Annotated in this window: 13 protein-coding genes; 6 read left to right on the top strand and 7 right to left on the bottom strand. The window is 67.9% G+C overall.

Going from position 1 to position 13,912, the window contains the following annotated elements:
* Window positions 1-35: 35 nt before the first annotated feature.
* The gene (galE, locus tag EOV43_RS02275; RefSeq protein WP_128219494.1) at window positions 36-1,058 is read right to left on the bottom strand and encodes a UDP-glucose 4-epimerase GalE; all 1,023 of its coding nucleotides are present in this window, start codon (window positions 1,056-1,058) and stop codon (window positions 36-38) included.
* 55 nt (window positions 1,059-1,113) lie between these two features.
* Here galE and gmd point away from each other — a divergent pair, with 55 nt between their 5' ends.
* Complete coding sequence (gmd, locus tag EOV43_RS02270; protein WP_128219493.1) at window positions 1,114-2,142, top strand: GDP-mannose 4,6-dehydratase; 1,029 nt, start codon at window positions 1,114-1,116, stop codon at window positions 2,140-2,142.
* A complete protein-coding gene (locus EOV43_RS02265; RefSeq protein ID WP_128219492.1) occupies window positions 2,139-3,092 on the top strand; it encodes a GDP-mannose 4,6-dehydratase in 954 nt (317 codons plus the stop codon). The genes gmd and EOV43_RS02265 overlap by 4 nt, the downstream gene beginning before the upstream one ends.
* Before the next feature lie 16 nt (window positions 3,093-3,108).
* Here EOV43_RS02265 and rfbA read toward each other — a convergent pair whose 3' ends face one another.
* The gene (rfbA, locus tag EOV43_RS02260) at window positions 3,109-3,972 is read right to left on the bottom strand and encodes a glucose-1-phosphate thymidylyltransferase RfbA (RefSeq protein WP_128219491.1); all 864 of its coding nucleotides are present in this window, start codon (window positions 3,970-3,972) and stop codon (window positions 3,109-3,111) included.
* A gap of 71 nt (window positions 3,973-4,043) precedes the next feature.
* Between rfbA and EOV43_RS02255 the strand changes: the two genes are divergently transcribed.
* The 4 genes from EOV43_RS02255 (at window position 4,044) to EOV43_RS02240 (ending at window position 9,571) form a co-directional block, all read left to right on the top strand.
* Window positions 4,044-5,942, top strand: a complete 1,899-nt coding sequence (locus EOV43_RS02255) for a DUF4012 domain-containing protein (protein WP_128219490.1) — start codon at window positions 4,044-4,046, stop codon at window positions 5,940-5,942.
* 39 nt (window positions 5,943-5,981) lie between these two features.
* A complete protein-coding gene (gene rfbB, locus EOV43_RS02250) occupies window positions 5,982-6,980 on the top strand; it encodes a dTDP-glucose 4,6-dehydratase (protein ID WP_128219489.1) in 999 nt (332 codons plus the stop codon).
* A 4-nt stretch (window positions 6,981-6,984) separates the two neighbouring features.
* Complete coding sequence (locus tag EOV43_RS02245; protein ID WP_128219488.1) at window positions 6,985-8,397, top strand: sugar nucleotide-binding protein; 1,413 nt, start codon at window positions 6,985-6,987, stop codon at window positions 8,395-8,397.
* A gap of 82 nt (window positions 8,398-8,479) precedes the next feature.
* A complete protein-coding gene (locus EOV43_RS02240) occupies window positions 8,480-9,571 on the top strand; it encodes a glycosyltransferase family 4 protein (RefSeq protein WP_128219487.1) in 1,092 nt (363 codons plus the stop codon).
* 61 nt (window positions 9,572-9,632) lie between these two features.
* Here the strand turns inward: EOV43_RS02240 and EOV43_RS02235 are convergent, their stop codons facing one another.
* The 5 genes from EOV43_RS02235 to EOV43_RS15640 all read right to left on the bottom strand — a co-directional run bounded on the left by EOV43_RS02235 (window position 9,633) and on the right by EOV43_RS15640 (window position 13,801).
* Window positions 9,633-10,007 carry a phosphomannose isomerase type II C-terminal cupin domain gene (locus EOV43_RS02235; protein ID WP_128219486.1) on the bottom strand — a complete coding sequence of 125 codons (375 nt, stop codon included), beginning with the start codon at window positions 10,005-10,007 and terminating at the stop codon, window positions 9,633-9,635.
* Window positions 10,008-10,133: 126 nt separating this feature from the next.
* Complete coding sequence (locus tag EOV43_RS02230; protein ID WP_128219485.1) at window positions 10,134-11,951, bottom strand: polysaccharide biosynthesis protein; 1,818 nt, start codon at window positions 11,949-11,951, stop codon at window positions 10,134-10,136.
* Window positions 11,952-12,154: 203 nt separating this feature from the next.
* Window positions 12,155-12,436, bottom strand: a complete 282-nt coding sequence (locus tag EOV43_RS02225; protein ID WP_128219484.1) for a DUF2516 family protein — start codon at window positions 12,434-12,436, stop codon at window positions 12,155-12,157.
* 91 nt (window positions 12,437-12,527) lie between these two features.
* On the bottom strand, window positions 12,528-13,250 hold the full coding sequence (locus EOV43_RS02220) for a hypothetical protein (RefSeq protein WP_128219483.1): 723 nt from the start codon (window positions 13,248-13,250) through the stop codon (window positions 12,528-12,530).
* Window positions 13,251-13,306: 56 nt separating this feature from the next.
* Window positions 13,307-13,801, bottom strand: a complete 495-nt coding sequence (locus tag EOV43_RS15640; protein WP_277745768.1) for a helix-turn-helix domain-containing protein — start codon at window positions 13,799-13,801, stop codon at window positions 13,307-13,309.
* Window positions 13,802-13,912: the final 111 nt, after the last annotated feature.

Below are 13,912 nucleotides of genomic sequence, written 5' to 3'. Positions count from 1 at the left end.
CCTGCGGAGTCGGGGTGTCAGGGCGAGCGCAGCGCTCAGGCCTCGCGGTACCCCTGCGGGTTGTTCGACTGCCAGCGCCACAGATCGGCGCACATGTCGTCGATGCCGAGCTTGGCCTCCCAGCCGAGTTCGGCCTTGGCGCGCTCCGCGTTGGCGTAGGAACGCGCGAGGTCGCCGGCACGACGCGGCTTCACCTCATACGGGATCTCGACGCCGGACGCCTTCTCGAACGCCTTCACGACCTCCAGCACGGAGGTGCCTTCACCGGTGCCGAGGTTCCAGGCCCGGCACGAGATCTCGCTGGCGTCCAGGTGCTCCAAGCACGCGACGTGGCCTTCGGCGAGGTCCATGACGTGGATGTAGTCGCGCAGACCCGTGCCGTCGGGAGTGTCGTAGTCGTCGCCGAAGACGCCGAGCTTCTCCAGACGTCCGACCGCCACCTGGGAGATGTAGGGGGTGAGGTTGTTGGGGATGCCCTGCGGGTCCTCACCGATCCGGCCGGACGGGTGCGCGCCGACCGGGTTGAAGTAGCGCAGCAGGCCGATCTTCCACGACGGGTCGGCCGCGGCGATGTCGCCGAGCATGAGCTCGATCATCACCTTGGTCTTGCCGTACGGGTTGGTGGACTCCAGCGGCTCGAACTCCTCGACGTACGGCACCACGGCACGCTCGCCGTAGACGGTCGCGGACGAGGAGAAGACCAGCGTGCGGGTCTTCGAGGCGCTCATCGCGCGGACCAGCGAGAGCGTCGACTCGAGGTTGGTGCCGTAGTAGAGCGTCGGCTTCGCGACGGACTCGCCGACGGCCTTGAGGCCGGCGAAGTGGATGACGGCGTCGAAGTCACCGGTGGCGAAGAGCGCGGTGAGCTGTTCCTCCTCGCGCAGGTCCATCTCGTGGGAGACGACGGTGCGTCCGGTCAGTTCTTCCACGCGCCGGATCGCCTCGGGCGAGGAGTTGTCGTAGTTGTCGACGACCTCGACCTCGTGGCCCTTCTCCAGGAGCGTGAGCACGGTGTGCGAACCGATGTAGCCGGCTCCGCCGGTGACGAGGATCTTCATGAGGCCTCACGATACGTGCGTACGCCGAGGCGCGTGGGGTGCCACACTGTCGCCCATGTCACTCGACACCTCCCTCTCCCCCGCGACGCTGCCCGGAGCGGGGCGCACTGCCCTCGTCACCGGCATCACCGGCCAGGACGGTCTGTACCTGGCCGAACTGCTCCTGGCGAAGGGCTACGAGGTGCACGGCGTCGTGCGCGGACAGAACAACCCGCGTCGTGAGCTGGTCGAGGAGCTCGTGCCCGACGTGCAGCTGCACACCGGCGACCTCACCGACATGTCCTCGCTGCTGCGTGCGTTGAGCGCCTCGAACCCCGACGAGGTCTACAACCTGGGTGCGATCTCGTTCGTCGCCTACTCGTGGGAGAACGCCGCCCTGACCTCGGACGTCACCGGCAAGGGCGTCCTGACGATGTTGGAGGCGCTGCGCCTGCACGCCGGCAGCGACCTCGACAAGGTGCGCTTCTACCAGGCGTCGAGCTCGGAGATGTTCGGCAAGGTCCAGGAGGTTCCGCAGCGGGAGACGACGTTGCTGTGGCCGCGTTCGCCGTACGGCGTCAGCAAGGTCTTCGGCCACTACATGACGATCAACTACCGCGAGTCGTACGGGATGCACGCTTCGAGCGGCATCCTCTTCAACCACGAGTCGCCGCGACGTGGCGAGGAGTTCGTGACGCGGAAGGTCACCAAGGCGGTCGCGAAGATCCACTTGGGGCTGCAGGACGAACTGGTGCTCGGCAACCTCGACGCCCAGCGCGACTGGGGCTACGCCGGCGACTACGTCGAGGCGATGTGGCGGATGCTGCAGCAGGACGAGGCCGACGACTACGTGATCGCGACCGGCGTCTCGCACTCGATCCGGGACCTGGTGACGATCGCGTTCGACCACGTCGGGATCTCCGGCTGGGAACAGTTCGTGCGTCAGGACCCGCGCTTCCTGCGTCCGGCAGAGGTCGACACCCTGGTCGGTGACGCCTCGAAGGCGAAGCGGGTGCTGGGCTGGGAACCGCAGGTCGACTTCGACTCGCTGGTCCGGATGATGGTCGACGCCGACCTCGAGGCACTCAAGGCCGGCTGGAAATGAGTTCTGCGCGACGCCGTGCGCTGATCACCGGAAGCGCCGGTCAGGACGGCTCCTATCTGGCCGAACAGCTGCTGGCCGACGGTTACGCGGTGCACGGCCTGGTGCGTCCCCGGCCCGACGGTTCCGTCGTCCGGCCGGAGTTCGTGCCCGACGCCGTCGTCCTGCACGGCGGTGACGTGACCGACCACGCCGCGACCGCTGCTCTGGTGGCTGAGGTGAATCCGGACGAGGTCTACAACCTCGCCGCGATCAGTTCGGTGGCCCGCAGTTGGACGGAGCCCGACCTGGTGCGAGCCGTCAACGGCGACGCCGCGATCGCGCTCCTGGACGCCTGTGTCGCGGTGGGAGCCCGGTTCGTGCAGGCCTCGAGCGCGGAGATCTTCGGCGCTCCGACGCAGAACCCGCAGACCGAGGACACCCCGCTCGCGCCCACGAACCCGTACGGGGAGGCCAAGGCGGCGGCGCACGAGGCGGTGCAGGCCGCTCGTGCTACGGGGAAGTTCGCCGTCAACGCAGTGCTCTACAACCACGAGTCCCCGCGGCGGCCGAACACGTTCGTGACCCGCAAGATCACCCAGACGGTCGCTGCCATCGCGCGCGGTGAGGCCGACGAGCTGGTGCTGGGCACGACGAGCGTGCGGCGGGACTGGGGGTGGGCTCCGGACCACGTCGACGCGATGGTGCGCGCAGCCCGGCACGACGTCGCGCAGGACTACGTCGTCGCCACCGGCGTCGGGCACTCGGTGCACGACCTGGCTGCGGCAGCGTTCGCCCACGTCGGGATCAGCGACTGGGAACGTTTCCTACGGATCGACCAGGCCTATGTCCGCCCGAATGACGCGCCCGTCCTGCTGGGGGACGCGAGCCGTGCCCGCCTGGACCTGGGATGGGTCCCGACGCGCACGTTCGAGGAGATGGTGGCGGAGATGGTCGACGCCGACCTGGGCTGAGCCCGGCCACTCGCCGTCAGTCGTCGAGCAGGCTGAGCAGGTACTCGCCGTACCCGGACTTGCGCAGCGGCGCGGCCAGCGCGGCCAGTTCGGCGTCGTCGATGAAACCCATCCGCCAGGCGACTTCCTCGGGGGCACCGATCTTGTAGCCCTGACGGCCCTCGATGGTGCGTACGAAGTTGGAGGCGTCGTTGAGGGAGTCGAAGGTGCCGGTGTCGAGCCAGGCGGTGCCGCGGGGCAGCACCTCCACCTGCAGGCGTCCTTCTTCGAGGTAGCGACGGTTGAGGTCGGTGATCTCCAGTTCACCGCGGGCGCTCGGCTCCAGTTCGGCGGCGTACTTCACGACGTCGTTGCCGTAGAAGTAGAGGCCGGGCACCGCGTAGCGCGACTTGGGGACGTCGGGCTTCTCCTCCAGGGAGAGCGCCTTGCCGTCGGCGTCGAACTCGACGACGCCGTAGGCGCGCGGGTCGCTGACGGCGTAGCCGAAGACCGCGGCGCCGTCGAGGTCGGAGAACCGCTGCAGCTGGGTGCCGAGACCGGCGCCGTGGAAGATGTTGTCGCCCAGGACGAGGGCGACGGAGTCGTCACCGATGTGCTCGGCACCGATCGTGAAGGCCTGTGCCAGACCGTCCGGGCTGGGCTGGACGGCGTAGGTGAGCGTGATCCCGTAGCGGGAGCCGTCGCCGAGCAGTCGCTCGAAGGCCTCGGCGTCCTGCGGGGTGGTGATCACCAGGATGTCGCGGACACCGGCCAGCATCAGCGTCGAGAGAGGGTAGTAGATCATCGGCTTGTCGTAGACCGGGACCAGCTGCTTGCTGACACCCAGCGTGATCGGGTGCAGACGGCTACCGGTCCCCCCGGCCAGGATGATTCCTCGCATGAGCCGGATCCTAGGTGACCCCGGCGCGTGCACCATGACCGTTGCGCGGGGGCTTCTGCGACGATGGCGCAGTGAACTTCGTACGTCGTCACCCCGTTCTTGTCGTCACAGGAGTGCTGGGCCTGCTGCTGATCGCTCTCGCGCTGCTCGCGCTGCCCCTGCGTTCGGTCCCCGCTGACGCGGACGCGGCCAAGAGCGAACTGACCGCCGCGGTCGAAGCGTTCAAGGTCGGCGACGTCGAGGTGGCCGGTACGCATCTCGACGCTGCGCGCACCCACGTGGACGCCGTCACCGACGTGACGGACGGTTTCGGCGCGAGGGTGTGGTCGTGGGTGCCGGTGATCGGTTCGGGCGTGGGCGACGCCCGCCACCTCGGCACGGCGCTCTCGGAACTCACCTCCGCGGTCGAGGCCGCCCGGACCGTCTACCCGCAGGTCTCGGGCGAGGACGCGACCCTGATGGAGGGCAAGTCGGTGGACCTCGCGGTCCTGGCGGACGTGACTGCCGCGCTGCGCACCGTCGAGGGCCACGTCGACACCGCACGCTCCCATCTCGACGACGTCGACGGTTCCGCACCGATGATCGGCGCCCGGATCTCCGAGGCCCGCGACGAGGCACTCGACCAGGTGGTCCCGGTCGCCGACGGCATCGACCGGCTGCTGCCGATGGTCGACCAGCTGCCCGCGACGCTCGGCAAGGACCGACCGATGAAGTACCTCGTCGCGATGATGAACCCCTCCGAGCTCAAGTACGCCGGCGGCTCGATGCTGACCTTCTCGGTGGTCACGGCCGACAACGGCACGATCAAGCGCGGTGAGACCTTCGACGTCGAGACCGCACCGCAGATCTTCCGCAACGTCTACTGGGACCACGTCGAGGGCAACCCGTTCGTCTCGCAGTACTCCCAGAAGATCACCCACGCCAACATCGCCCCGTCGTGGGAGGTGTCGGGCGAGGAGACCCTGCGTGCCTGGGAGAAGCTGCGCAAGCGTGACGTCGACGGTCTGATCGCGGTCGACGTCGTCGCGATCTCGCGGATGATGCAGGTCACCGGTCCGGTCTACGTCGAGGGCCTGGGCCAGTTGCGTGCCGACAACGTCGTGGAGCGCACCGCCGGTGACTACGAGCGGTTCACGCTCGCTCAGCAGGCCGAGCGCAAGGCCCTGAACCGGGCCCTGGTCCCGGCGTTCCTGGACCAGCTCTTCTCCGGGAACGACTTCGTCTCCACGATGCAGGCCGTCGGGGACTCCGCGGGCGGACGTCACCTGGCCTTCTACTTCCGCGACGACGTCACCCAGGCCGCGGCCGGCGAGTTCGGTCTCGACGGTGCCCTGGCTGACACCGACCACGACTACGTCGGCTTCTTCACCCAGAACTTGGTCGGCTCGAAGGCCGACTTCGGTCAGCGCAAGTCGATCTCCTCGGAGGTGACGCTGCGTGAGGACGGTTCCGCCGAGGTCGTGATGACGGCGAAGGTGAAGAACGGCAACGACGCCACCGTCGACGGCGAACTCTCTGCGTACACCGACCCGAATCTCGAGGGGAACCTGGCGCTCTTCCTGCCGCGTGGCGCCGAGGTGAGCAAGGTCCGGGTCGCCGACTCCGACGGCTCGCGTGACGCCGCGACGACGACGGGCGACTACTACGGCCGCCCCTACGTCGAGCAGCCCTCGCTGGTGCGCGCCGGTGAGAGCGGGACGTTGAAGGTCACCTACGTGGTGCCGCAGGCCGCAACGGTCACCGGCGACTCCCTCACCTACCTGCTCGACCTCGACCCGCAGCCCACGGTGGAGAAGGCCAAGGTCGATGTCACGGTGCGCTTCCCGGCCGGGTTCACCCCGCGTCCGCAGACCGCTGCAGGCGACGCTGACTCCCCCGTCTGGACGACGGACGGCGACGGGTCCGCGCGCTGGACCAGCACCACCTTCGACACGCGTACGTCCCTCACGCTGGTGGCCTCGCGCGGATGACCGCCGTCGAGGACCTCCGCCGACCCTAGGATCCGCCCCATGACCCACGTTCTCGTGACCGGTGGAGCCGGTTTCATCGGCTGCAACTTCGTTCGGCACCTCGTCCGGGAGACCGATGTCCGGGTGACGGTGCTGGACAAGCTGACCTACGCCTCCTCCGAGGCGTCCTTGGCCGACCTGCCCGCAGACCGGGTGCGTCTGGTGGTGGGCGACATCGTCGACGAGGGTCTCGTCGACGGTCTCGTCGCGACCGCCGACGTGGTGGTCCACTTCGCCGCGGAGTCGCACAACGACAACTCCCTGACCGGCCCGCGCATCTTCGTCCAGACCAACATCGTGGGCACGTTCACGCTTCTGGAGGCGGTGCGGCGTCACGACGTGCGGTTCCACCACGTCTCCACCGACGAGGTGTACGGCGACCTCGAGCTCGACGACCCGGACCGGTTCACCGAGCACACGGCCTACAACCCGTCCTCGCCCTACTCCGCCTCGAAGGCGGCCAGCGACCATCTTGTGCGGGCCTGGGTGCGCTCGTTCAAGGTCCGCGCCACGATCTCGAACTGTTCCAACAACTACGGCCCGTGGCAGCACGTGGAGAAGTTCATCCCGCGCCAGATCACCGAACTGATCGAGGGCCGGGCTCCGCGGGTCTACGGCGCCGGCGCGAACGTGCGCGACTGGATCCACGCCGACGACCACTCCTCTGCGGTGTGGCGAATCATCACTGCCGGACGGATCGGTGAGACCTACCTGATCGGCGCCGACGGCGAGCAGTCCAACCTGGAGGTGGTGCGCCACCTCAACGTCCTCTTCGACCGCGACCCCGACGACTTCGTCCAGGTGGCCGACCGGGCGGGACACGACCTGCGGTACGCGATCAACTCGACGCGGCTGCGGAGCGAGTTGGGGTGGAGGCCCCGGCACGAGAACTTCCACGACGGTCTGGCCCGCACGGTGACTTGGTACCGCGAGCACGAGGACTGGTGGCGCCCGGTGAAGGCCGCCACCGAGGCGACGTACGCCCAGAAGGGACACTGACTCCATGACCAGCACCTCCGGCGCATCCACGCCTCTCCCCCACGTCACGGAGACCCCGATCGAGGGACTCCTGGTGGTCCAACTCGACCTGCGCGAGGACCCACGGGGGTGGTTCAAGGAGAACTGGCAGCGGGCCAAGATGACGCCTGCGGGCCTGCCCGACTTCGGGCCCGTCCAGCACAACCTCTCCTTCAACACCGACCGCGGAGTGGCGCGCGGTTTCCACGCCGAACCGTGGGACAAGTACCTGACGATCGCCCACGGCCGCGTGTTCGCTGCCTGGGTGGACATGCGTGAGGGACCGACGTTCGGGCAGACGTTCTCGATGGAGATGGACCCCAGCGTGGGGGTCTTCGTTCCTCGGGGCGTCGCCAACTCCTACCAGACACTCACCGACGCAGCGACGTACTCCTACCTGGTCAACCAGCACTGGCGCCCCGACGCCGCCTACCCCGGCGTGGCTCTGAGCGACCCGGCGCTGGGCATCGAGTGGCCGATCCCGCTGGATGAGTGCATCCTCAGCGAGAAGGACCTCTCCTACGGTCCGCTCACCCCGGAGATGGCGATCCCCCGTCAGCGGATGCTGGTGCTGGGCGGCAACGGACAGGTCGGCCGCGCGCTGGCACTGGAGTTCCCCGACGCCCTCGTGGTGGGCCGCGACGTCCTCGACATCACGGACGCTGACGCCGTCGCTGCCTGGGACTGGCGTGCGCACGACGTCGTCGTCAATGCGGCTGCCTACACGGCGGTCGACGCCGCGGAGACCGACCAGGGACGTCGGGACGCGTGGGCCGCCAACGCCACCGCGCCGGCCCGTCTGGCTGCGCTGTCGCGTGAACACGGGTTCACGCTGGTGCACTTCTCCTCGGACTACGTGTTCAGCGGCACCGCACCCGAGGGCGGCTGGACGGAGTCGTCGGCGTTCGCACCCCTCGGCGTCTACGCCCAGTCCAAGGCAGCTGGTGACCTTGCGGTGGCAGCCGCTCCTCACCACTACGTCCTGCGTTGTTCGTGGGTGGTGGGCGACGGCGCCAACTTCGTCGCCACGATGCAGTCATTGGCCGCACGCGGCGTGAGCCCGAGCGTCGTCGACGACCAGATCGGACGGCCCACGTTCACCGACGAGATCGCCCGCGCCGTACGCCACCTCCTCGAAACCCGCCCGCCGTACGGCACCTACCACCTGAGCAACGGCGGCGACGCGACGTCGTTCCATGCCCTCGCCCAGGAGGTGTTCGCAGCGAGCGGCCGGCCGGCCGACGACGTCACGGCGGTCAGCACGGCGGAGTACACCGCTGGTCTGGCGACCACCCCTGCCCCGCGGCCAGATGACAGCCGGTTGGACCTCTCCGCGCTCCTCGCCACCGGTTTCGAGCCTCGGGACTGGCGCGACGCTCTCACGAGGTACCTGAGCTAACTCCATAGGACCACCCCTACTGCCCTCCGCGGCACTGGACCGGACCGGCAGGGGCGACGTTCGCACGGCTAGGCTCCGGGGCATGTCGCGCGTACTCCTGAATCTGGCGAACCTGAAGAACGGCGGAGGCATCCAAGTCGGGGCGTCCTTTCTCGATGAACTAGCCCGCCTGAAGACCGAGGGGAATTACGCTTGGCTCCACGGCGAGGTCGTCGTCCTCGCGTCCCACCACGTCATGAACAACATCTCCGCCGCCACCAAGGCAGCCCTGCCTATCACGGAGATCGACAAGACCATTAACCTCGGCCAATTACGCGAGAAGCATGACGTTTCATTCACCGTCTTCGGCCCCGAGTACGTCCCTTTTCGGGCCGCACATCGCTTTGTTGGCTTTGCTGACGTGACCAGCCTCTGGCCTGAGTTCGCTAGGAACACCTCGCGATTGGCAGCGCTGAAGAATCTGATGCGCCGAACGGCCTCTCGAATTTCGACGCGGGGCCGCCGCTTGGTCGTGGAGGCTCCGCATATGCGCGCTGCTCTCCACAATATGTGGGACATTAAAGAGGATGATGTCGCTGTCGTTCCCAACACTTACAACCAGATCTTCGATCGTCCCGCGCTATGGTCTCCGGCTCCAATCCCGAAAAATCTTGCAGAACCTCTCGTGTGCTTTGTGACACGCCTTTACCCCCACAAGAACCACGCTGTCCTTGGCAAGGTGGGAGCTGAAATGAAGCGCCGCGGCTCCCCTGTGAAGTTCCTACTCACACTGCGTGAAGACGAATGGCTCCTCCTCCCGCCTGACGTACGGGAGCATTCCGTCACTGTGGGATCAGTGACCGTCGATCAATTGGCTTCCATTTACGCAGCAAGTGCGGCAGCAGTGTTCCCCAGCTTGCTCGAAGCGTTCTCCGCCACCCCGCTAGAGGCATTGATAACCGGAACCCCTCTCGTGGCCTCCGACCGCCACTTCGTGCGCGACGTGACCGGCGACTTCGCTTGGTACGCCGATCCAACGGACCCCGTGGCGCTGGCTGACGCCCTGACGCAAGCGCTGAGCCCGGCCGGTGCGGACCTGGCCGCGCGCGGCGTGGAGCATGCACGGAATCACCCCACCGCACGGGACCGCGCCGTGGCGTACGCCGACATGATCGCCGACGCCTTGTCCTCCTGAGGGGAACCGCCGCGAATATAAAAGAGGACCCCTACCGTCTGGTCGGGGTCCTCTTGGTCACTCAAGCGTCCGCAGCGACCTCAGCGGTCTCTTGACGACCATAATCGTCCTCGAGGCGGCAGATGTCGTCCTCGCCGGTATAGGCGCCGTGCTGGACCTCGACGATGACGAGTTCTTCCGAGTGCATGTTGGCGATGCGGTGGGCCGAACCCACGGCGACGTCGACCGACTGACCGGGGCCGGCGACGATCTCCACGCCGTCCACGAGGCAGGTGGCCTTGCCGAAGATGACCACCCAGTGCTCGGAGCGGTGCTCGTGGGTCTGGTACGAGAGCCGCTGTCCAGGGTTCACGTGGATGCGCTTGACCTTGTAGCCCTTGCCGTCATCGATGACGTGCCAGGACCCCCAGGGCCGCTCTTCAGAATCCAGTGCCATTTCATCCCCTACTCATGACTGTCCTTGCCGGAGGGCGCTGACGCCACCCGCTCCGGTGATCCACGAACATACGGGACTGAACGCACCGTGTCCGTGGGGTGGCCAGCGTCACTGGCCGCGAGGTCTTCAGCGGGCCACTGCGGAGGCCTGCTCATTGCCATACTCGCACATGGTGGCGAGCGTCCTGATGACGTCCTCGCGCACTCCACTGAGCGGCAGCGCGTCGATCTCTGCATCGCTCACGGAGGGCACCGGGACGTGGGAGACCGCGGAGTGCTTGGGTCGGACGTCCTGGGGCTCGTGGTCGGCGAAGAGCTCCTCGTGCATCTTCTCGCCGGGACGAAGACCCGTGAACTCGATGCGGATCGGCTGACCGGACTGCTCGATGAGCTGCTTGGCGACGTCGAGGATCTTGATCGGCTCGCCCATGTCGAGGACGAGAGCCTCACCGGGCTCGCCGATCGCAGCGGCCTGGACGACCAACTGGCACGCCTCGGCGATCGTCATGAAGTAGCGGGTGACCTCGGGGTCGGTGACCGTGACCGGTCCCCCCTTGGCGATCTGCGAGGCGAAGGCGGTGAGCACCGAACCACGCGAACCGAGGACGTTGCCGAAACGGACCGAGAGGTAGGTGCCGTGCTCGTCGTCGGCGAACTCGGCCGTCACACGCTCGGCGAGACGCTTGGAGTAGCCCAGGACGCTGGCCGGGTTGGCGGCCTTGTCGGTGGAGACGTTGACGAAGCGTTCGACCTGGACCTCGCGGGAGACCTCGAGGACGTTGCGGGTGCCGAAGACGTTGGTCTTGATCGCCTCGACCGGGTACTGCTCGAGCATCGGAAGGTGCTTGAGGGCCGCGGCGTGGAAGACGACCTCGGGACGTCGACGCTGGAAGATCTCGCGGAGCGCATCGATGTCGCGGATGTCGTTGAGGATGACGTCCTCGGAGTCGAGGAGTCCACGCCCGGTGATCGAGAGCTGCACGGCATGCAGCGCGGACTCGTCGCGGTCGAGCATCATCAGCTCGGCGGGGCCGAACTTGTGGATCTGGCGGCACAGCTCGGAACCGATGGAGCCACCGGCGCCGGTGACGAGGACGCGCTTGCCCTTGAGGTAACCGGCGATCGCGGCGACGTCCGTGTCGAGCGGAGCGCGGCCCAGGACGTCGTGGAGGTTGATGTCACGCAGGTCGCGGATGCCGGCGTGCTCACCGAGGATCTCGGTCGGCGAGGGCAGCACCTTGACGTTCAGTCCGGCCTCGACTGCGAGGAGGTTGATGTGCGCGATCGTCTGCTTGTCGGCGCTCGGGATCGCGATGACGACGTCCTTGGCACCGGCTTCACGGGCCACCGCTGCGAGGTCGGCCGTCGTGCCGCGGACCGGGACGTTGCGGATCCGGTAGTAGCGCTTGGCCGGGTCGTCGTCGACGAGCGCGACGGGACGCCACTCGTGGTCGGGGTCGCGGAGCATCGAGATGACCAGGTCGTAGCCCGACTCGCCCGCTCCGACGATGATGACCGGGGTCGCGTTGGCGGCGTCCTCGTGCTCACGTGCGCTCTCGACCTTGCGGCGCCAGGCGGCGCGGCCGGTGAGCGCGACGACGAGGAACAGGAGCGTGGCTCCGACCGGCACGCTGCGCGGTACGACGATCGGGCCGAGGTTGCCGACGAAGATCAGCAGCCCCACGGCGCCCGAGACGAGGGTGAGCAGGATGGCCTCTTCGAGGGAGGCGAGGCGCGAGCGGCCGTGATGGAGACGCACGCTCCAGCCGAGCAGCAGGTGCAGCACGCCGGCGACGGCGCCGAGCAGGAGCGCCCCTGCGTAGTAGTCGCTGCTGGAGTTGCCCTCGAGCAACTTCAGCGCGGTCCAGACCTCGAACGCGACGATCCAGACGATGAAGTCGAAACCAGAAGCCACCAGGCTCCGGCGGTGCTGCAGGCGGGACATGAAGTCTCCCACTGGCTGATCACTCCCCATGAGTTTGTCTCGAACCGATGACGGACGGTTCGCGACCCCATGGTCGCACGCAGCAAGGAGGACCCGCCGGGTCGCCTCCAAATTTTCCCACCCCGTGCACAATTCGACACCTCGAACCGAGGCGGATCGTGAGAAACGAGCAGGAGACAGCGACCGGCGGCCTCCCCCGGGGATCAGCGGGGGGTGACGTCCCGGAGCGCCGGACGCACGTCAGCAAGGAAGACCAGAGCCGCGACCAGCCCCACCAGGTTGAGCATCTGGATCGGCGAGCGGAACACCAGCTGGGCCACCAGCGCGAGGCCGAGGATGGCGCACCAGGCGACCTTGGTGAGCTTGGCGGAGGCCTCATAGGCCTGCTCGGAGAAGGTGAGCGCGGAGATCAGCGCGTACGCCTTCACCACGACGAAGCCGAGGGTGGCGACGAGTCCGACGAGGGCGGTCAGCGAGGAGAGCACGCAGCGAGCCTAGCGGGCACCGCGGCACACCAGAACGAGGAAGTCCGTGCGCGCCGGTCCACCACCAGCGCGCACGGACGGTTCACGGGACTCAGGCCTTGGCGTCGCCCCGGGTCGGCTCGACCGGGAGCGTGCCCTGGGACGACGCGGCGGGCTTCTTCGCCGGGGCCTTCACCGGAGCAGACTTGGCCGGGGCCGGCTTGGCAGCGGGGACCGCGGCCGCCTTGACCTCGGCGACCTTGGCGGCAGCCTTCTTCGCGGGGGCCCGACGGGCGGCCGGCTTGGCGGTAGGTGCCTTGACGGCCACCTCGGTCACCTTCTCCACGGCGGACTCCGCCTTGGCGACGACTTCCTTGACCTCGGTGCGGACCTCGGCGACCTTCTCCTTGGCCAGCACCTTCGAGACGACGCCCTCGCCACGCTCGGCGAGCTCGGCATAGGTGGAGGTGACGGTGGAGACGCCCTTGGCGAAGAGGCTCTTGGCGTCACCGACGGTGGCGCTGGCCTTCTCCTCGACGGCGGTGACGGCGCCCTTGACGAACTCGGTCGCCTTCGCGACGAGAGCGCTGGGCTTGAGGTCGATCTCGGACACGCCGCTCTTGGCCTCGGTGACCTTCTCGGTGACCTCGGTGCGGACCTCGGAGGCCTTCTTGCTGGCGTCCTCGACCGCTCCGGACACTGCGTCGCGGACCGTCTGGACGGCCAGGTCGCCGGCACCCGCGTAGGCGTAGAGAACCTTCGCGGCCTCGGCCTTGACGTCGATGTCGGTGACGGCGAAGCGTCCGGTGGGCTTGGTTGCAGTCTCGGTGCTCATATTTCCTCCTGTGTGTACGGGCTCCCCCTCCGGTGCCCGTGCGTACGTGGGTGGCCTCAGGGCTGCTCGTCCGGCTCCGGCGCCTGCGCTGCAGCAGGACGCGACGAGGCGTGCACGGCGACGAACGAGGCGTGGATCTCGAGGAGCGACTGCCGCTGGGCGACGGTGAGCCGGGTGTCGGCCAGGATCGCCGCCTCGACGCTGACGCCGCTGCGGGTCTCGGGGGCGATCAGGCCGGCCTGGACGTAGAGCTGCTCGGCGGAGATGCGCAGCGCCTTGGCGAGCTGCTGCAGCACCTCGGCGGACGGCTTGCGCAGGCCGCGTTCGATCTGGCTCAGATACGGGTTGGAGACGCCTGCCAGCTCAGCGAGCTGACGCAACGAGAGCTTCGCCGCGAGGCGCTGCTCCTTGAGGTACTCCCCCACCTTTCCGACACCGGTGACGGCGCCAACGCTCCCGGTGACAGCGCTGACTCCGGCCGTGACAGCGCTGACGCCGGCGCCGACCCCGGCGCCCACGCCGGCAGTCACCCCCGATGCAACCTTCTGCACACGTGAACGCTTCTTCGACGGCGTAGCCTCTGGCTCTTCCTGAATGGTCACCCCTCCAGTGTGCTTGCAATTGTTAGCGACTGCAAGCATGGCCGGTGCAACGTATCAACA

Source organism: Nocardioides yefusunii (genome assembly GCF_004014875.1).
Classification (GTDB): domain Bacteria; phylum Actinomycetota; class Actinomycetes; order Propionibacteriales; family Nocardioidaceae; genus Nocardioides; species Nocardioides yefusunii.
This window is presented reverse-complemented; position numbering and strand designations above follow the sequence as displayed.

Bases quoted from the DNA above. Each gene is read 5' to 3' on its own strand.
- galE (WP_128219494.1), bottom strand. From the start codon at position 1,058: ATGAAGATCCTCGTCACCGGCGGAGCCGGCTACATCGGTTCGCACACC.
- gmd (WP_128219493.1), top strand. From the start codon at position 1,114: ATGTCACTCGACACCTCCCTCTCCCCCGCGACGCTGCCCGGAGCGGGG.
- EOV43_RS02265 (WP_128219492.1), top strand. From the start codon at position 2,139: ATGAGTTCTGCGCGACGCCGTGCGCTGATCACCGGAAGCGCCGGTCAG.
- rfbA (WP_128219491.1), bottom strand. From the start codon at position 3,972: ATGCGAGGAATCATCCTGGCCGGGGGGACCGGTAGCCGTCTGCACCCG.
- rfbB (WP_128219489.1), top strand. From the start codon at position 5,982: ATGACCCACGTTCTCGTGACCGGTGGAGCCGGTTTCATCGGCTGCAAC.
- EOV43_RS02245 (WP_128219488.1), top strand. From the start codon at position 6,985: ATGACCAGCACCTCCGGCGCATCCACGCCTCTCCCCCACGTCACGGAG.
- EOV43_RS02240 (WP_128219487.1), top strand. From the start codon at position 8,480: ATGTCGCGCGTACTCCTGAATCTGGCGAACCTGAAGAACGGCGGAGGC.
- EOV43_RS02235 (WP_128219486.1), bottom strand. From the start codon at position 10,007: ATGGCACTGGATTCTGAAGAGCGGCCCTGGGGGTCCTGGCACGTCATC.
- EOV43_RS02230 (WP_128219485.1), bottom strand. From the start codon at position 11,951: ATGTCCCGCCTGCAGCACCGCCGGAGCCTGGTGGCTTCTGGTTTCGAC.
- EOV43_RS02220 (WP_128219483.1), bottom strand. From the start codon at position 13,250: ATGAGCACCGAGACTGCAACCAAGCCCACCGGACGCTTCGCCGTCACC.